The sequence below is a fragment of the Acetivibrio clariflavus DSM 19732 genome, from assembly GCF_000237085.1.
Classification (GTDB): Bacteria; Bacillota; Clostridia; order Acetivibrionales; family Acetivibrionaceae; genus Acetivibrio; species Acetivibrio clariflavus.
Genome location: NC_016627.1, coordinates 3686844 through 3706542, shown reverse-complemented (window position 1 = coordinate 3706542; position 19699 = coordinate 3686844). Strand labels below are relative to the sequence as shown.

The following is a 19699-nucleotide window of genomic DNA, read 5'->3' as shown; positions in this document are numbered from 1 at the left end:
CAAATACAGAATTATATTTACTATTGGGTGACAAAATGGAAAATATCATTTATAAGATAATTGAAAGTCAATCTAAAAAGGTTTTTGAAACAGCTGATATACTTTCAAATATAGAAAGAAAACTTGGAAGTGAAAATTTTGAACTAAAGGGCGGTTACAGAACGTTTGCCCATGTTATTGAGCAGTTTTGTGAAGAAGGCATGATAACACCTGTTAAGGCATCGGGAACTAATGGTAGAAATCCTTCTCTATACAATAAATATAGAATTTTGATTAAAGACAAAAAACAGTTGGATGATGAACTTTTGCATGAACTTCAGTCTTTGCACCCTAAACTTGATAAAAGCTATTACTATAAAAATCCTGAAGCATACAGAGAAGACAGAGATTATGTACTTATGTTGTCAAAGTATCTTCTTGAAGACTTTGAAAATAAATCTCTAAAATTTCGCTGTACTATGAATGAAAGATCTTTTGAAATTTTCAATAACGAGAAGTTTTTGGAATCAAGAGGCAAGGTTTTGCTTAAACGCCTTGGACTTTCTTTTACGGATTTAAATTGTTACAAGACACTTGAGGCTTTTTTCTACATATTGTTTCAGCCTAAGGATAAGCTTAATATCCTCATTATAGAAAACAAGGACACTTTTTATTCCGCTCTGAAGTACCTTGAAAGAAGGCCTGATAAGGATTTGTGCGGTGTAAATATAGATATGCTCATTTATGGAGAGGGGAAGAAAATAGTAAACAGCTTTAGCTTTATTAATGAAGTGGCGACAGGAACTTCCATTGATAGGGTGTATTATTTCGGTGACCTTGATTTTGAAGGTATAGGAATATTCAACTCTATGGCGTCAAAGTACGGTACGCATTTGATTGTGCCTCATGTAAACTTATATAGGCAAATGCTTGCAGAAGCAAAAAATCCGCCTAAGATAAGAACAAAGCAATCGGACATATGCCTTGATTTGTTTCTTATGTATTTTGATGAGGAAAGCAAGAAAAAAATATCGGAAATATTGTATAATGGCAGATATATTCCACAGGAGGCGGTGAATTTTGGAAGAAAAATTAATATATGAAGGGGCTATCTTAGACTGTCTTAAAGATTTTCGAGGAAGAATGCAAAGTTTGGCGCCTTTTATTCACCTTTCACGCAAACTGTCCGGATTTCAAAAATATAATGAAGTTGACATGGTTTCCATCGGATTTTCTGTGTTATTGTTTATATTGGAAAATATGCTGATTGGTAGAGAAGAGTGCAGTATTGATGATATTGCAGGATTTCTTCAAACTATTTTAAAACGTTCCTATGATATAAATATGACACAGGAAGAATCACGAGAAATGGCTTTCTATATAAGGGACTCCATCTCAGGAAGCGGTGGCGAAGTTTTAGAGTTTAAATTCAAAAACCTTGAAAATAACAAGGATGAATCTATTCCTATAAAGCTAATAGATACTTCCTATTATGAGATAAAAAAGTCTGCCCGCTACAAGCTAACCGATCAGGGCATGGAGCTTTTGTTTAAGACAAGGGAGATTTATTCGGAATTTAGAATAAATATAACTCAGATGTACCTAAAACAGCAGATTGAAAAAGGTGTTTTTTCCGGAGCATTGCAAACAGTAAATGAACTTAATCTTCAGGTAAGACAGCTTCGTGAGAGACTTGAAAACCTTTTGCTAAATATAAGACAAAACGTTTTGAGCATTAACTTCGAAGAACTGAAGATTCTTTTCGGCAGAATAAAGGAGCAGTTCGAATCGGAGAGGCGTGAGTTTCAAAATATAAAGAGAATACTGAAAGAACAGAGAGATAACATTGAAAAAATTAGCTATAATGACTTGGAAGAGAAAGAGCTTAAGAGTCTTGAGCAGATAAAAACACTAACGAAAAAGCTTAATATAACAACTTCTGAACATGATCGGCTTTTTAATGATAAGTTGGATATTTTAGGTGAATACTTAAAAACTTTGGAACTGAGGCTTCGCCAAGGAGTCAGTGAGTATATTGACTTTGAAAAGAGCATTTTTGATGTTTTAATTTTAAAAAATAAAAGTTATGAAACCCTGCAGGATATTTTGGCACCGCTTTTTGTAAATACTGCGCGCAATAAGTTTTTTAATCCCTTCAAAGCATTCGAACCTCAAAGGGTAAAGAGTGAGACTGAAGAAGAAAGGGAAACAATAGATATTGAGATGCAAGTGGAAATGAAAGAAAAGAAAGAGCGTGAGGATAGGGAGAAAAGGGACTTAAAGGTTATGGCATACCTTGAGGCTATATTGCTTGAAGCATTCCATGAAGGAGAGTCTTGTTTGAGTTGTGCCATAAAAAGGTTGGACGAGCAATTATATAAATCTACTTCCTATGATTTTGACTTTTATAGTCTGATAGTGATTTTGCATCAGCACAAGCTGATTGATTTTAAGGATTTGGAAGATGTTTTAAGCAAGATGGTTAGAGACACTGCAAGCTACAACATAAATATATATTACCTGTTTGATAGAATATTTGCTGCAAAACCGGAATTGAAGGCTTTAAAATCGCTGATTTTGCTGTCAACGGAAAAAAAGATTGTCTTTGAAAACGGAAATGAAATCACCGATTTTGCAATTAAGGGGGTAAAGTGATGGAAAATCTGTCAGCCGACTCAGTAAGAAAGGCTTTTGCTTTATACATGAATTTGATTGAAAAGTCAAAAGTTACAAAGAAGAATAACCCGGAAGATTTTGAGGGCTTTGATGACCCTGAAATATCATATATTATAAGAATTTTTGAGGAAGAGTCAGGGATAATGATATTACGGTCAGGAGATACAGTTTATTTTACGCCAAGAACCGATAATCGTTTTTTTGGATTTACCAATGAAAATCTCAGGGAGAAAATGGGCTTGGCAAACAATACCGAATTATATATTTGTTATGTAGTGATACTATCAATAATAATAAAGTTCTATAACGGAGAAAATTACAACAACAAAATTCGAACCCTTCTTAAGGTGGAGGAACTGGAAGAATTTATTACAAAAAAGCTTGAAGCTTACAATTCAATGGAAAACAGTGAAGAAACTGATGAAGCATTAAATTTTAATTTTTCAAGTGTAGCAAAACTCTGGCTTGATATTCCGGCATATGATGAAAAAATAAAGAGTTTTAGCCAGTCAAAAGGTACAAGAATAAGTTTTATATATAGGACATTAAAGTTTTTACAGGAACAGGGGCTTGTAAATGTGGATAATGACAGTGAGATATACACGACAGAAAAGTTTGATACGCTTATAATTGGTTATTACCCCGAAAGCACAAGAAAGAAGGAGATTCTTTCCTTCCTTGAAAGAATATAAAAGGTTTTGCAGGCTATGAAATTTGAAAGGATATGGTTTTATGCCTAGGATAAACAGATTCAGAATTGTAAATTTCAAATATGATGATGATAAAAAATACATTGCAAACGAACTTTATGAATTTGACGGTAAGAATGCCCTCATAAACCTTGAAAATGGCGGCGGAAAGAGTGTTATACTTCAACTTGCACTTCAGTCGGTGCTTCCAAATACCAATATGGGTAGCAGGAATTTTTCCGATTATTTCAAGGTCAATTCTTCTCCTACTCATATTATGATTGAATGGGCTTTGGACGGTGTAAGATCCGACTATCTTCTTACGGGAATTTGTGTCTCAAAAAGTGCGGATGGATTAAGGTTTTTTACTTACACCCATAACTATACATTGCCTCATGATTTTGACATAAAAGGTATGGAGGTGCTAACTGCGGATAAGCAAGTTATAGGTTTTTCAGAATTTTATAACTACTTAAAAAGGCTTTCTTCTGAAATGCGTCTGAATATAAACGTGTATTCGAAAGACCGTCAGAAGGAGTACCGAGATAAGCTGTATACATTTAATTTGTTTAAGGAAGAATTTGATGCCATTAAGATTATAAACCAGTCGGAAGGTGGAATTGACAAGTTTTTTGAGAATGCCAGAAAGTCAAGAAGTGTAATAGAGAAGTTGATAATTCCCAATATACCGATGGGAGAGGGTGAAACCTCGAGAATACTTGAAGATACTTTTAAAAAGCATCTTGAAAATTTAAAAAATATACCTCTATATCAGCATAATATAAAGATGTATGAAGCTTTTTGCGATAAGGCTGCAAATCTTCTTTCGAAGCTTGAAAGCTATGGAGCTGCTGTTGAAGAAATTGATAAAGTAAGCAGAAATATTTTGGCTCTGAGTAACCTTATTTGCCTTGCAACCGATAAACTGAATAAAGAAGTGGAAGAGCTAGAGACGAAGGATAGAGATTATTTTGAAAAAATCAAGGAACTGTCATATAAAAAGGATAGCTTGGAATATCAAAATAAAGTCATAGAACTTCAATCATTAAATAAAGAGCTTGAAGATATACTTGGCAGTATTGAGAAAATTGAAAGTAAAATTGAAGAAAAGGATAAAAAAATAAAATATATGGAATCTGCTTCTCTTTTTGAAGAAGTGTTGAATGCCAGAAAAGAAATCAATACATATAAGGCACAGCTTGAAACAGCTTCAAAGAAAGAGGAGGAGATAGAGAGAGAGTACCAGAGCTGTCTGTTTTTTGCAAAACGTATTCTGGTTGAGGAAAATGAAAAAGTTCTGAAGCTTATTGAAGAGTTGAAACAGCAATTGGAAAAATTAAGGAAAGAACAGGAAGCAATTGAGAAGGAGTTAAAGGAAAAAGACAGTGAAAGGGACAGTATAAGGGACAGATTGTCCTCTATAAAGACAAGACTAGATGACAATAAGGACAGACAATCAAAACTTACGAGCTATTTCGTAAAGGATATGACGTTATTGGTAGACTCAAATGCCGGACTTAAAAACCTTATAGATGAAAGGGACAAGCTTTCGGATAAGAAAAGAGACTTGACAGAAGAGATTGAGAAGGCAAATAAATCTTGTGATGATATTTCTATCAGTGAAACGAGAATTAAAGAAGCTGTCGCTGCACTAGAGCAGAACCGTAAGACCAAAAATGAAGAAATAGAAGTTTTTGAGGAACGTTTTTCAAAAATAAACAGAGAAATAAGTATGTATGAAATCGATGGTGATGTCTACAGCAAAAGTGCATTGGAGTCCTTGAAAGCTCATAAGGCAAAGGTGGATAATTCTTTGAGCGAGGTTCTTGGAAAATATCACGAACTTCAAAAGAGAAAATTGCTTTATGAAGGCATTGAATATTATATTCCCGATATGGAGCTTAAAAAGGTGTATGAGTTTTTGAAAAGCAACGGTATAAGGTGTATACCCGGATCGTTGTGGCTGAAGAACCAGCGTGAGGATTTGAGAGAAGAATTTTTGCACAGAAATCCGCTTTTATGTCATTCAATTGTACTGGAGAAGGCTGAATTTGAGAAAATAATATCAGATTCGGGCAAATTCTCACTGAAAAATCAGATACTTGAACTGGTTGAAAGTTCTCCTGTTACCTTTATAGTTGATTCTGAGGACGGAATTTTTACACCGACAGGAGAAGATAAGCATTCTTCCGGTATTGATAGATTAGGTAGTATGGAAGCTTATGTTGTATTTGCCAATAATAATACTTTTGCATTGAATTCCGATGCTTTTGCTGATTATTTGAACACTTTGGCTCAAAATATTTTAAGATTTGAGGAAAATTGTAAAGCAATAAAAATTGATCAGGAAAGAATAACGGGGCTTATCGAAAGGTGTTCTGAATTTGTGAAATTGTACCCACAGGGATATCTGAAGGAAATGCAAAGTCAACTTGATGAGCTTGATAAAAAGATATATGAAAATGAAGCTTCTTTAAAAGAGCTTCAAGAAAATAAGGAGCTGCTTAAAAAGACAATAAAAGAAAATGAAAATGCCATAAGTAATATAGAGAGGCTTATAGATGAGAAAAACACCGATATAGCCAATCTTACTGAATATATTGAACTTTCTGGGAAGATAAAGGAACTGGAAAAGGGGTACCGAGAAGAGGAGTTAATACTGGTTAGAGTTGAAGAAGAGAAGAGAAATCTCAATGAAGAGCTTAATTCTACGTCAAAGAAGATCGAAGATACCAAAAGAAATCTTGAGGCATATGTAAGAGAAAATCAAAGTAACAAGGAAAAACTGGACCAAATATCAGTAAAGCTTAATATAGATAAGCCTGCTATGGATATAAAAGGCAGCCTGGAAGAAATTCTCTCAAGAGCTCAAGGCCTTGAGAGAAAAATTGCCAATAGTGAGACTGAGCGTATTCAACAATTCATAGAGAGTCGAATGAAGGATGTAAAGCGAAGAATAAAAGAGATTCACAATAAAGGATTTTGTGAGGCTGATTTTGAAGGCAGGGTAATATCTTTTTCCGATGAAGAACTTGAAGAGGAAAAGAGAAAACTTGATTTACTGAAAGCTGAAAATAAGAGGATAAGGGAAAATGAGAGAACAATTTCCGACCAAATAAAGACATTAGAAGGAGAGATAAAGGAGCACAAGAAGAATATTGAGAAAAATTTCAAATTAGAACCCTTTGAGTTTGAAACGTTTGAAAGTGTTGATGCAGAAACTTTTGATTCTCAGATAGAAGCTTTTAACAGAAAAAGGCAAAAGAACTCAAAAAAGCTTGAAGAAATTAAAAAAAGAAGAGAAAGACTTTTGCAGTCCGGAGGGAGAATTGAAGACTACATTAATATAAATAAAATAACAATTCGAAGCGAATCAAGGGAGTACATGGACAGTCTCGTACATAACGGTGAAAGTATTTCTATGTGGGATATGCTTCAGCTTCCGGTGGAAAGAATAGATGTTATTATCAACGAGAACCGCGATATTTACAAAAACTTACTCGAAGAATTGAAGCAGATAGAATCGACAGTAGAGAAGAGCTACGATGAGCTATACAAAGATGCTGATTGGGCAGAAAATGTGACAATCAGAATGATTATTGAAAAGATAATGAATAATGATAAATATAATTATACGTATGTTAAGGGTTTGTTCAAAGATATAATTGACAGCGTTGAAAACATGAAGAAGGGTGCACAGCTGCAATTGGAGGAATCACTAAGGGACAAGAATGAGATAGTGGAACGCTGTTACAGCAAGGCAGAGGCAGTTTATGAAGAACTAAAGAGAGTTGATACCTACTCGAAAATAAATATCGATGGAGTAAACAGGAAGACTATAGTGATTGAAATGCCCCAACTGCATCCTGAAGAAGGAAAAGCTTTGATGACAAAATATATAGAGCATTCCATCGAAGAGATTGAAAAGATGAAAGCAGATGGAAAATATGACCCTGCCAAGATTGACGGGGAGATATCAAAAATTATGTCTCCTGTAAGTCTGTTGGATGCGATAACAAACCTCAATGAATATTCAATAAAGGTATTTAAACCTGAGGCTACAGGAGCATCTAGGTATATTCCTTGGGAAGTGGTTATAAATTGGTCTGGAGGAGAAAAACTTGCCGGATTTTTTGCCATGTTCATTTCAATTATTTCTTACCTTAGAGTTAAAAAGACGGGATGGCCGGATTCCAGTAAAGTTATATGGATAGACAATCCCTTTGGACAGGCTAATGCTGGATATCTTTTATCCTATATATTTGAATTGGCCAAGGGCACAAATACCCAGATGATATGTCTGACAGGGCACATGCAGGTGGATATTTATATGCAGTTTGATGTAGTCTACAGTCTCATACATAGACAGCTTACAGGGATGAATATGAGCGTAATACAGTCTAAACTGGTTAAGTCCCAGGAAGGGTTGGAATCGGCATTTTATAAAGTTAAGTCGGAACAGATGACTTTGTTTTAGCGATAGAAAAGAGAAATGAAGTATCCGGTTGCCATTCATCTGCTGCTCTTTAGGATTGAACAAGCTGAAATAATGAGGGGCAGCAGGATTAGCATGTTTACACGTAGGATGTGAAAAATATATTTATAATATGTAAACATATTTCGGATAAGTTTTGAAATAGTTTTTTACTAATAATAAAAAATCATAATATTGCTTTTATGTTTATCGAAAGTTAAAATATTATAAAGTTAAAATAATATTATTATTATTATTATTAAAGGTTTTGAATAGAAATAAATGAAGTTATTCTCGCTTTTTACAGGTTGCTATGTGGAGCAGGCTTGTAGAAAAGGCAAATCGAAGCTATATTTATCAAGTCATAAATTTTGGAGTGTTTAGTAAAGTATCAATTCTTAAAAATTAATACGAGGTAAATAATAATGGGGTCAAAAACAATAAAATTTTTGCTTGTAAGACCGAAATTTTCATCTATTATTGCCAATTTAGAGCCTTTAGGCCTTGAGTATGTTGCCGGCCTTTGCAGAGATCTAAATATCGAATGTGAAATCTTCGATGAATTTCAGTATTCACGATATTTCCGGTTTAACAGATTGGTTCGGAAAATTAAAAAGGGTGGTTTTAATTTTGTGGGATTTACTTCTAATGCTAATACCACTGATTATATAATACGTACAGCTAATAGATTGAAGAAAAAATTTCCCCACCTTTACATCACGGTGGGAGGTCCTGAGGCAGAGTTGAACTATAAAGATTTTTTTACCGACAGTATAGATTTTGTATACCATGATAACGGTTTAAATTCCATGAAAAATGCTCTTTTAGGTGGATTCGCACCTGAAGTTCTTGAAAAACAGACAGGAATTTGTTTTAAGGTAAATAATAAGTGGATTATTAAGGAGAAAGGAAAGCCTGTTGACTGCTTTATAACCCGTCCGGACAGGACTGCTTTTCGTGAAGGATTAAAGAAAAATTTTATTTTCCTTAAAGGCAGCTTTGCACTTGTTAAGGCTTCTTTCAGTTGTCCCTTTTCTTGTACCTTTTGCTATTGTGCAAAAATGAATAGCGGGGTTTATACCGAGAGGGACATTTTCGATGTCATCAATGAAATTGAAGAAATTGACCATCCCAGAATATGGTTTGTGGACGACACGTTTTTGATTAATAAGGAACGGGTTGAAATCTTTTGTAATGAAATTATAAGAAGAAAGATTAACAAGCATTTTATGGCATATTCAAGGGCTGACTTTTTAGCGGAAAATCCTGATATACTGCCACTTATGTATAAGGCAGGCTTTAGAGATATTTTAGTTGGTCTTGAAGCAATAAATGATGAGTTTCTCGAAGATTATAATAAGCAAACTTCAAGAGAAATAAATGTTAAGGCCATCAAAAATTTAAGAAATAATAACATTGTATGTAACGGATTGTTTGTTGTAAGTCATAAGTCATCAAAGCAGGATTTTAAAACACTGCGTAAGTTCATAAAAGAAAATAATCTGTTGTGGGTGGTTTTTGGAATATTTACTCCCTATAAAGGTACCGATGCCTATGAAGAATATAAGGACCGTTTGATAAAGTTCAAGTCAAAACGGCTTGATGGTTTACATATCACAATAAAACCTGAAAAAATGTCTTCATTCATGTTTATGCTAAGGGTTTATATGCTGTATGTGTATACTTATCCCAAAATTTGGTTTAGGACTATATTTAAAACTGCTTATGATACCAAAAGGACAGGATGGTTTTAAAAGAAATATTTCAGAAGAAGTTTGCCGGTATGTTATAGAAAGGTGGAAATCTTATAGGCAGGCAGAAATATTTGTTGATAAGACCGCATTACGATAAGAGGGTGGCAAGTATTCAAAATCCCTGTGGGGAACCTATTATCGATTATAATTTCAAGCCCGACAGAAGCTTGTTTTATGAAGAACGCAAAAATGCTGTATAATAATTTCAGATTCAGTTTGATTTACTGTACTAGTTTAATTATCCGAGGATATTCTTGGATGGATTGTTGAAAACCTTTGATAGAAAATATGCCAACAGAGGTCTGAAGCAATGAAGATACTTCTTATTAAGCCTGAAACAATAGGAATCTTTAGCTATACAAATCTTGTTGACCATGAGCCTTTGGAATTGGAATATCTTTATACGGCGCTGAAAAATCATGGTCATGAAGCATTTATTTACGATAGAAGGCATGACCTGACTCCCCTTAAAAAAAGGCTTAAGCAATTTTCGCCTGAGGTAGTGTGTATAACGGGATACATCACGCAGGAGAAGCTGATGAAAAAATTGACACGCTTAATAAAGAGGTTTGACTCTAATATTACCGTGATAATAGGGGGAAGTCATGCTGAGATAAATTACTCGAATTTTTTTGATTCCCAGACCGATTATATATACCTTTTAAGTGGTATGGAATACTTCATAAAGCTTATAGATTTTATTGGGCATAAAAGTTCAGCTGTCGAATTAGAGCAAATTTGTGGAATTTGTTATCGGGAAGAAGGAAAATGGAAGGTAAACAAGAAGGTGGTTGAGGACCCAAACGATTTACCGGAGGTGGATAGGACTTATTTCTATAGAAACAGGGACCGGTATCGGTATTTGACTTTCCATCCCCTTGCACTGATAAAAAACTCCTATAGTTGCAAAAACTCATGTACTTTCTGCTATTGCACCAATCGGAACTTAGGTAAGTATGCCTGCAAAAAGGTTGAAAAACTGGTAAATGAAATTATGACTACCGATGCTCCAAACATCCACATTACTGATGATAATTTTTTGACTGATAAAGAGTATCTTCAGCAATTTGTTAGGTTAATACGCGAGAAGAAAATTGATAAAAAATATCTGGTATATGGGAGAGCGGATTTTATTGCAGAAAACGAAGAACTTATGGCTGAACTTAAAGATATAGGACTTTCTCTTGTGATGGTGGGCTTAGAAGCAACGACCGACAAAGAGCTTGAAGGCTATAATAAAGAGGTGTCGGCAAGGCAAAACGAAGAATGTGTAAGGATACTAAACAAGCTTGATATTATCTGTGCCGGGCTGTTTATAGTTCATCAGGATATGTCCAAAGATGAATTTAAAGCTTTATACAAGTGGATAAAGGCAAGAAACATCATTCCGACCATATCGGTTTTTACTCCAATGCAGGGGGCGGCAGCTTATCCTAAATACAAGAACAGGCTCTTAACCCTTGACCCAAGGAAACAGGATCTATTCCATTGTATTTTAAAGCCAAAGCATATGAGTGTTATGAGGTTTACCTATGAATATTATAAATTGTCTATAAAGCTGGCCTGGGCAAGGAGGAAAGCACCGCTTTATGCTTGTATAAATTTTGGTTCAGTAATTTTTATATTGAAAGTTCTTTTAATAAAATTAAGAAGAATTTTTGTTATATAAGTAAGGCTATTTAAAGTTTTTACTCCTCCAACATGGAGAACAATGAATAACTTGATTTTAATTTAAGCTTGATTGAAAGGTTGGTATTATGTATAATCCTAATTGTAGAGAAGAATGCGTATTCGCACCTGCAAGGGGCGCAGCAGAAATCGTTTGATAACTGTGCAGGTAGTTGATTTCTGTATCGTCTCGTAAACGAATTATAATTCGTTTTAAAGTTTTCTTCTCTATTTTTTTATGCAATATAGACAATAGACGGATTAAAATATTTTATCGGTTTTTGGGGGATAGAATGGACTACCTTGAGAGGATAGAAGACCCAATAGAATGGGAAAAATACTATACCTATTGCGAAAGCAGCGGACATATTGGAAAAAGAGATTTACGTATGCTTCGAGAATACATAGATAGGCGAAAGTATAGTATTGTTTTGGATAATATTAAAAATGCCGTTCCGTTTCCATATCCTAAGAAATATATTTTGAATAAGATAGGTGTAGACAAAAAGAGAATAGTGTATACCTATGATGAGGCCGAGAAATATGTTTTAAAGATTATTGCTTTTTTATTGCATGAAAAGGATAAGATTTTTGCCGACAATCTCTTCTCATTCAGGCATGACCAAGGAGTCAGAAAAGCAATTGCATCCCTTGTGAATAAACCGGATATCAGTGAGTATTACTCGTATAAGCTGGACATTCATGACTATTTCAATTCAGTAAACGTTGAAAGGATACTGCCTCGATTACAAAAGGTATTGATAAAGGAAGAGGCTACATATAATTTGATCAAAGAGATATTACTAAATCCCTTTGTGATTGATGAAGAAGGGGAAATAGTAGAAGAACGCAAAGGAATCATGGCAGGCGTTCCCATATCATCGTTTTTGGCAAATTTGTATTTAATGGATATGGATTGGTATTTTCAAAATAAAAGAATTTCCTATGCCAGATATTCCGATGACATAATTGTTTTTGCAAAATCCAGGGCGGAATTGGAAGGACATCGGGAATATATTGAAAGCTACCTATTTAGGGAAGGACTGACAATCAACCCTAAAAAGATTTATTACTCAGAGCCCTACGGAGAATGGAATTTTCTCGGAATAAAATATATAAATGGTGTGGTAGATGTTTCCGATGTTTCACTCAAGAAGATGAAGGGCAAGATGAGAAGAAAGGCAAGAGCGCTTTACCGGTGGAAGATAAAGAATAATGCTTCCGATGAGAGAGCAATAAGAGCCTATATAAGAGTAATAAATAATAAGTTATACAATAATCCCAATAATCACGAGCTGACATGGACAAGGTGGTTCTTTCCGTTAATCAATACATCGGATAGCCTTCATAAGTTAGATAGATATTTTCTTGAATGCATTCGTTACATAGCTACAGGAAAGCATACAAAAGCAAATTACAATCTTAGATACCGGACGATAAAGGAATATGGATATAGAAGCTTGGTAAATGAATACTATAAGAAAAAGAAAAGTAAGCAACAGGAAGATGAAATGCTTTGAAGAATTAGTTGTATTATGAATTAGTTGTGGAGGAGATTTTTTTGATTTTGGAAAAAAGTTTTATATCATTGATTTATGGCTTTGCCTTGAGGGAAAAATTATGAAGATATTATTAATACGTCCCCGACCCCATAAAGAAACTATAGGGCTCCAAAGTGTAATGATATGTGAACCGCTTGAGCTTATGCAGCTTTCGGCTGTATTGAAGGCCAATAACCATGAAGTTGAAATTGTGGATATGATATTGGAAAAAAAGCCTATAGAGTATTTTATCCGCAAATTTTCGCCGGAACTTGTCGGTATAACCGGTTATATAAGTCACGTCGGTATCATGAAGCAATATGCAGAAACAATAAAAAAGATAGATAAGAATATAAAAGTGGCTGTCGGAGGTGTTCATGCCACTGTTTGTCCCGAGGACTTTAAATGCGAATACATAGATTATATAGCAAGGAGTGCTGAAGATTTTTATAAAGCTGCCAATTGTGAAGACATAAAGGTGCGCCTTGCCGATAGGAGTCTGCCGAAAAGGTATACCGATAAATATTATTATCTGTTTGCCAATAAATGTGCTCTTATTAAAACATCTTTCGGATGTCCTTATAACTGCAACTTCTGTTTTTGCAGGCAAATTTCACCCTATAAAGCTAGAGAAATCGACGATGTAATAGAGGAACTTTTACAAATTCCTCAAAAAGAAGTTTATATTGTGGATGATGATTTTCTATTTAATCGTGAAAGACTTTTGGAGTTTTACAATAAAGTCAAAGAAAATAAGATTGAAAAGAACTTTTTGGTATATGGAAGAGCAGATTTTATAGCAGCAAATGAAGATATTATAGAAGCTTTATCGAAGGTGGGATTAAATTCAGTAATTGTAGGAATAGAGGCTGCTACTCAGAAGGAGCTTGACGGATTTAACAAAAAAACTAAAATTAAAGACAATGAGAAAGCAGTAAAAATATTGAAAAAGTATGGAATAGAGTGTTATGCAACTATTATTTTAGGTGTAGACTGGGACAAAAAGGATTTTAAGAATCTTTATAAATACATAAAGCATTTGGAACTTGTCTTTGTTAATCTCCAGCCGTTTACTCCAATGCCGGGAACACCCTATTTTGAGAAGTACAAAGATCAATTGATTATTCCCTATGATCAGCATGAAAAGTGGGATATGGCGCATCTTGTAATAAAGCCTGAAAAAATAAGTGCAAGAAGGTATTATTTTGAAATTATAAAGCTTTATTATAAGATAACCATAAGACCGAAAAATGTAATTTATATGTTTAGACGTTATGGAATAATAACAACTTTGAAACTGTCGCTTGGTGCTGCTCAAATCACTTGGCAGTATATAAAGAAGGTAATTAGAGGAAAGTAGACATTAAGGTATAAAGATAAGGTCATTTTGTACCGAGTTGTAAATATGTTAACTTATTTGAAAAGAAAAAATGGGGGATATTGGTGAAGATATATTTTATTCAATCAACGCCTTATTTTGAGGGTAAAAAACTGATTAAAAAATCGCGTTTGTATTTTGTAGGGCTAGCTCCTGCAATACTGGCCTCCTTAGTTCCCCATTGGGAATTTGAATGCTGTCTTGAAACAATTGAAGATGTCAATTTTGACACCGATGCGGATATAATTGCCATATCCGGCATGGGCCATGCTATTATCCGAAGCATTGACATTGCAAAAGAGTTTAAAAAGCGTGGGAAGACGGTTGTAATGGGCGGATACATGGCAAGTCTTATGCCGGAGGAAGCAAAAAAGTATTGTGACAGTGTTATTATTGGAGATGGAGAATTAGCGTTTCCCAAACTCATTTCCGATTTTGAAAAGGGAAGCTTGCAGGAGTTTTACAATATTCCCCTTGCGAAGTTAAGTTATCCTCTTCCGAAATATGAAATTTTTAAAGGTAAAAGAATTGGTGATTTTTTGCCCGTCCAAGCAGGAAGAGGCTGTCCTAATTCCTGTTCCTTTTGCTCGGTTTACTGCCTGTATAGAAATCGCTACCTCCGCCGTGAAATATCTGAAGTCATTAGGGATATAAAATATATTAAAGAATTGGGATATAAGAAGTTTCTTCTTTTAGATGACAATATACTTGCCGACAGAGAGTATATTTTAGAACTTTGTGCAGAGATTGAGAAACTCAATATGACATGGCTTTCCCAATGTGAAATTTCCATTGCCGATGATGAGGAAGTATTAAGGGCTGTTGCAAAAAGTGGGTGTATTACCTTGTCTTTCGGTATTGAAAGCATATCCCAGGAAAGCCTTAATACTATGCATAAGTCTTGGGCTAAAGTATCGAAATACAAAGAACAGATAAGAAAAGTCCAGGCTGCAGGTATAGATGTTTCAACAGAGATGGTGGTTGGAGCCGACGGCGATACCGTTGAAAGCATCCGAAATACTGCAGATTTTATAACCGAAAACAAAATAACTGTTCCCCGTTTTTATATTCTCACACCAATTCCCGGAACGGTTTTTTATGATGAAATGAAAAAGGCAGGAAGGATTATAACGGAGGATATATATCAGTTTAACGGGGCTTTTGCTGTGCACAAGCCAAAGAATATGTCGGCGGAAGCATTGACGGAGGAATATTGGAGATTATACAAAAGGGTTTTTTCTCTTAAAAGTATCATCAAACGAACAATCTTAAGAAAAGATTTTCTTAATCATCCCCTAAAAAATCTATTTTACTTTTATGTTAACTTATATTACAAATATCAGATTTCAAAGGGAATTACACCAAATATAATTTAAGGGTGGTACAGATTGCAGATTTCAAAGATTGAATTAAGAGAATATCTTGCTTTTATAAAAAAAGTTTATAAAGATGACAAGAATTTTAAGGATAATAAGAGCAGTGTTGTTAAAATCGTTTGTGAAAAGCACAGACCGTTTTATAAATCTTCGCTGCAGGAGATGGTTGCAGTTAAAGAAAAGGATAAAATTCTTTGTGCCTGTGTATTAATAATAAACAATAAGTTACCCAACGAACTTTGCGTATCCTTTTTTGAAGCTCTTCCGGAATGTCGCGAAGCTGTCTCTATGTTAATCGGTTATGCCGAGGATTTTGGCAGGAAGAATTCTTGTAAAAGACTTGTGGTGGCCCTTGACGGGCATGTAAACTACAGTGTTGGGTTGGGCAGCGATACAGGGGTTCCATCCTTTGGGGAAAGTTATTCGCCTCTTTATTATCACGAATATTTTGAAAACTTTTCAAAAGTTAAATTCGTAAGCTTTTTTGAGGATGTTAGCTTAGTAAGAGAGAGAATTAATGAAGATATAAATAAGTTTAAAAACCAAATTGAAAAGGTATCCATCGAATATGCCGATTTTGGTGCTGGCTTTAATAAAACAATGCAAAGATACACTGACCTTAATAACAAAACTTTTGATGGACATAAATATTATTGTTTCAGGGATTATGAGGAAGATACCGATTTGTTCAAGGACTTGCGTCCTTTATTGGAAAATCGCAATCTTATATTTGCAAAGATAAAGGGAGAAGATGTAGGCTTTATTCTTTGGTACCCTGACTATAATGAACTGGTGCCTGTGGGAAAAGGTGCCTCTATTATAACTTTTATTAAATATAAGCTGCTTGGGAAAAGACCTCAAACGGCAAAGGTAATGGAAATAGCCGTTTTACCCAAATACCGACAGTTTGGTGTGATTTTGTCTCTCTTTGACGCAGCAATAAAGGCAGCACCGAAAAATACAAAAAGGATTTTAAGCAGCTGGATATTAGATGAAAATACAAAATCAAAAGCAATAACATATCGGTATGCTAAGCAGCCCTATAAGGAGTTTTTCACTTATGAAAAAGAGATTTGAAGGAAAGGAAGTTTCTCTGCCTAACAGGGAATGGGATGAAAAAGTATCAGCCAACGGTTGGCTTTCAAGCGATGTTATACTGTCTGCCATTACAGATGAACGCAAAGTTAAGGCTGTAATCCATCCATCTTACTGTGCCTGTGAATATCGGATGAAATTAAATCTGTTTACCTTTGGAAAGATAAAATTGCAGCTTCCCTTTACGGTTATTGCTCCACCGGCTTCGGTGGACTGCAAAGGATATGTGGGTGATGTGCAAGCTTTGATTGAAGATTATAAAAAGAAAAAAGGTTTGTTTTTGATGCTTAATCTTAAGAAGGAGGACACTTTAGGGATTTCTGGAAACTGTGCAGCTGTCGGAAAGACTTTATCTAGCTGTGTTTTTTTAAACTGCTTTAAAAATTTTGAAGATTATTTGCAAAACCTTCGCAGTCCTTATAGAAGAAGAGTCAGAAAAGCTCTGGAAAAAGGACGAAATATAAAAGTTATAAGAATTAATAACAGGGAATTTGATTATGAGATTTATAATTTATATCTTCAAGTCTTAAAGAAAAGCCGGTTTCCCCTTGAAACATTACCTATAACTTTTTTTCAATTGTCCAATTGCAATATTGATGTTTTTTATAATGAAAACAAACCGGTTGCTTTTGTAATGTATTATACAAATAACGGCTTTATGAGCTTTGTCTTTGGCGGAATGGATTATAGTGTAAGAGATGATTTTGACCTTTATTACAATATGCTTTTGCATATGTTAAAGATGGGAATGGAAAACAAAGTTAATATAATCGATTTCGGGCAGACGGCCGAAAGTACAAAATGCAGATTGGGCTGCGAACTTGAAGAAAGGTATATGGTTGCTTTTAGCGGAAATAAATTTATAACGAAAATTTTATGTCTCTTCGCCCCTCTTTTGGAATATAACCAGGAAACAATCCGATATAACGTTTTTAAATAAATTCGATAAAGCCCATGAAAAGTATTTTTTTTATTACATTCTTATAAAACCGCCTGTTCATTCCAATATAGCAATGTACCTTTATAATAAGACGTAATATAGGAAAATATTTAACTTATAAGTAGGGGATGAATATCGTAGCGTTAATATCAAAATATATCAGCAAAAGATATGGAATATGTTAAAGTATACATAATAAAAAAATTATAATATAATTATTAACATAGGATATGACTGGTTGTAAAAATAGATAGACTAAAGTTTTTTATTGTGAGATTATTATAATGAAAAGACAAATAGGGGAGGGGTATTTATGAAAAAAGTTTTGCTATTGTCAGCAGTCTTTATTTTGCTGCTTCTAAGGTTTAACACTTTTGCTGCGGAAAACGGTAGTGAGGGAAATGCAAGTATTTCAGGAAACAAAAGTATTTTAGCTGAAACAGAACACAATAATGTTTTAATTGGTGACGTTAATGGGGATAATGACGTTAATTCTATTGACTTACTGTACATGAAAAAATATATATTGGGTATGGTTGACACGTTTCCTGTTGAAACAGGATTTTATTGTGCGGATGTAGATGGAAATAACCAAATCGATGCTATTGATTTGGCCTATATGAAAAAATATTTGCTGGGAATGATAAAAGATTTTCCGAAAAGTGCTGACAGTACGGATTTAATAACGCCAACACCAACACCGACACCAACTGATATTAATAAACCAACGCCTGAACCGCTTACCGGCTTTATTACATATTATTATGTTAATGACATAAATGTAAGAGTTAAACCTGGAATTGAAATTTTTGTAGAGAAATCGTCGAAGACTCCAATTAAAGTTTCAGCTGCTACTTTTTGTACGGGGCCGCTGTATGCTGATGGATGGCTGAAAACCTACTTTAGATTAGGGGGAAATGCAGTAAACGGTGTAGATTATGAAAAAATTGATTTCGATTACTTTTGGAGACCGCTGGGTTACGCATTTAATATGAATTTAGGAGATGATAATCCAAAAGAGGAATTTAGTATAATTCCTATTGATACAGGAACCGATGAAACAAAAGATTTAGAAATATATTTTGACTTCTCTTCAGAACCGGCAGCCATTATACATTTTGTTAAAAGCATAGAATAAATGTGATATAAAATAAATAGAAAATCAGAAAAACGAGACTGTGAAAAAACTCTGTAAAATAAGCTTTCTATGATAGAATATAAAATCATAGAAGGCTTTTTTATAGCAAAAAGACGGGATTTCATGAGTTAGAATAATAAGAACACTATTATAATAAGCATTAAAGTGTGCCCTGAAGATGAAATTACGACAGAAGATATGATAGGAAGTCTGGCAAAGGAGATACCAAGGTTCAAGAAGATACTAGGGAATAAAGGCGTAGGACTGGTTACAGCGGCAGGATTCGAAGCTAAAATAGGTGACATGAGCCAATTCTCGCATCCGAGACAGATTCAAAAGTTGGCAGGATTAAGCCTGAAGTAGAACAGTTCCGGGAAGCATTACGTAAGCGAGGGAGGAAACGTTTATGGTACAATCTGACCTTCGGGATGATGCCATTGTTATCGAAGAATGAGGAGTGATGATGGGTAATATAAGAAGACCTGAGGTAAAAGCAGCATAGCCTGCACCGCATACGGGATGATACATTGCTTTCGTAATCCAGTCAAGAGCAAGACTATGTTCGGCTTTAGCGACTTTTGGCAGTCTTACTCAAGCAATGAGACAGGTAATCAGGCGGTGCAAGCAGAAAGAATAAAACTAAAGTTTTCAATTTTGATTGTAGATTGAATATTGACAAAACGAGCCGGATAGTCTGGGTGAGTAATCACCATAAGGGCAAAAGACCCTGTGTAGGAGCTTGAGTGACATCCATCTCATAGACAAGCAGGACGAAGGAATTGAGGGCAATGATCCCGCTAGACTTGGGAAGTTTGCTGCCTGAGATTATGTGGATACCAATGGCCGCAATAAAGGAAGAAGACGCAGTTTCGGTGGCATACACAATATAATCCATAATTGTGCAGCAATACATAATCTGTCTAAATGGCTTATTTTGAAGATGGTGAAATCTATAAATGAGTGAGATATTTAAAGAAAAATGAAAAATTAT

14 protein-coding genes are annotated in these 19699 nt (G+C 34.6%); all 14 read left to right on the top strand.

All coding sequences use genetic code 11. From position 1 onward, the window contains the following. Positions 1-35: 35 nt before the first annotated feature. Positions 36-1082 (top strand): Wadjet anti-phage system protein JetD domain-containing protein, encoded by a 1047-nt coding sequence (locus CLOCL_RS15480; RefSeq protein ID WP_014256226.1) that lies wholly within the window; start codon positions 36-38, stop codon positions 1080-1082. Further along, positions 1060-2634 (top strand): hypothetical protein, encoded by a 1575-nt coding sequence (locus CLOCL_RS15475; protein ID WP_014256225.1) that lies wholly within the window; start codon positions 1060-1062, stop codon positions 2632-2634. The genes CLOCL_RS15480 and CLOCL_RS15475 overlap by 23 nt, the downstream gene beginning before the upstream one ends. Further along, entirely contained in the window at positions 2634-3347 is a 714-nt protein-coding gene (locus tag CLOCL_RS15470; RefSeq protein WP_014256224.1) for a DUF6063 family protein, read from the top strand. Before CLOCL_RS15475 ends, CLOCL_RS15470 begins: the two co-directional genes overlap by 1 nt. 40 nt (positions 3348-3387) lie before the next feature. Next, positions 3388-7821 carry a coiled-coil domain-containing protein gene (locus CLOCL_RS15465; RefSeq protein WP_014256223.1) on the top strand — a complete coding sequence of 1478 codons (4434 nt, stop codon included), beginning with the start codon at positions 3388-3390 and terminating at the stop codon, positions 7819-7821. Positions 7822-8243: 422 nt separating this feature from the next. Continuing rightward, positions 8244-9572, top strand: coding sequence for a B12-binding domain-containing radical SAM protein (locus CLOCL_RS15460; protein WP_014256222.1), 1329 nt, complete (start codon positions 8244-8246; stop codon positions 9570-9572). Between the two features lie 71 nt (positions 9573-9643). Further along, complete coding sequence (locus CLOCL_RS23560; protein ID WP_257195213.1) at positions 9644-9772, top strand: hypothetical protein; 129 nt, start codon at positions 9644-9646, stop codon at positions 9770-9772. Between the two features lie 110 nt (positions 9773-9882). Beyond that, entirely contained in the window at positions 9883-11241 is a 1359-nt protein-coding gene (locus CLOCL_RS15455; protein ID WP_014256221.1) for a B12-binding domain-containing radical SAM protein, read from the top strand. 292 nt (positions 11242-11533) lie between these two features. Next, positions 11534-12760, top strand: coding sequence for a reverse transcriptase domain-containing protein (locus CLOCL_RS15450; protein ID WP_014256220.1), 1227 nt, complete (start codon positions 11534-11536; stop codon positions 12758-12760). Between the two features lie 100 nt (positions 12761-12860). After that, positions 12861-14141 carry a B12-binding domain-containing radical SAM protein gene (locus CLOCL_RS15445; protein WP_014256219.1) on the top strand — a complete coding sequence of 427 codons (1281 nt, stop codon included), beginning with the start codon at positions 12861-12863 and terminating at the stop codon, positions 14139-14141. 83 nt (positions 14142-14224) lie between these two features. Continuing rightward, a complete protein-coding gene (locus CLOCL_RS15440; protein ID WP_014256218.1) occupies positions 14225-15535 on the top strand; it encodes a B12-binding domain-containing radical SAM protein in 1311 nt (436 codons plus the stop codon). A 12-nt stretch (positions 15536-15547) separates the two neighbouring features. After that, entirely contained in the window at positions 15548-16612 is a 1065-nt protein-coding gene (locus CLOCL_RS15435; RefSeq protein WP_014256217.1) for a GNAT family N-acetyltransferase, read from the top strand. Then, positions 16596-17570: a hypothetical protein gene (locus CLOCL_RS15430; protein WP_014256216.1), complete on the top strand. Its 975-nt coding sequence runs from the start codon at positions 16596-16598 to the stop codon at positions 17568-17570. Before CLOCL_RS15435 ends, CLOCL_RS15430 begins: the two co-directional genes overlap by 17 nt. A gap of 313 nt (positions 17571-17883) precedes the next feature. Continuing rightward, complete coding sequence (locus tag CLOCL_RS22880) at positions 17884-18708, top strand: dockerin type I repeat-containing protein (protein WP_014256215.1); 825 nt, start codon at positions 17884-17886, stop codon at positions 18706-18708. 165 nt (positions 18709-18873) lie between these two features. Beyond that, the gene (locus CLOCL_RS15420; RefSeq protein WP_041715212.1) at positions 18874-19071 is read left to right on the top strand and encodes a transposase; all 198 of its coding nucleotides are present in this window, start codon (positions 18874-18876) and stop codon (positions 19069-19071) included. Positions 19072-19699 lie beyond the last annotated feature (628 nt).

Excerpts from the sequence above, each read along its gene's own strand:
- CLOCL_RS15450 (WP_014256220.1), top strand. The coding sequence starts at position 11,534 with ATGGACTACCTTGAGAGGATAGAAGACCCAATAGAATGGGAAAAATAC.
- CLOCL_RS15455 (WP_014256221.1), top strand. The coding sequence starts at position 9,883 with ATGAAGATACTTCTTATTAAGCCTGAAACAATAGGAATCTTTAGCTAT.
- CLOCL_RS15465 (WP_014256223.1), top strand. The coding sequence starts at position 3,388 with ATGCCTAGGATAAACAGATTCAGAATTGTAAATTTCAAATATGATGAT.
- CLOCL_RS15445 (WP_014256219.1), top strand. The coding sequence starts at position 12,861 with ATGAAGATATTATTAATACGTCCCCGACCCCATAAAGAAACTATAGGG.
- CLOCL_RS15480 (WP_014256226.1), top strand. The coding sequence starts at position 36 with ATGGAAAATATCATTTATAAGATAATTGAAAGTCAATCTAAAAAGGTT.
- CLOCL_RS15460 (WP_014256222.1), top strand. The coding sequence starts at position 8,244 with ATGGGGTCAAAAACAATAAAATTTTTGCTTGTAAGACCGAAATTTTCA.
- CLOCL_RS15430 (WP_014256216.1), top strand. The coding sequence starts at position 16,596 with ATGAAAAAGAGATTTGAAGGAAAGGAAGTTTCTCTGCCTAACAGGGAA.
- CLOCL_RS15470 (WP_014256224.1), top strand. The coding sequence starts at position 2,634 with ATGGAAAATCTGTCAGCCGACTCAGTAAGAAAGGCTTTTGCTTTATAC.
- CLOCL_RS22880 (WP_014256215.1), top strand. The coding sequence starts at position 17,884 with ATGAAAAAAGTTTTGCTATTGTCAGCAGTCTTTATTTTGCTGCTTCTA.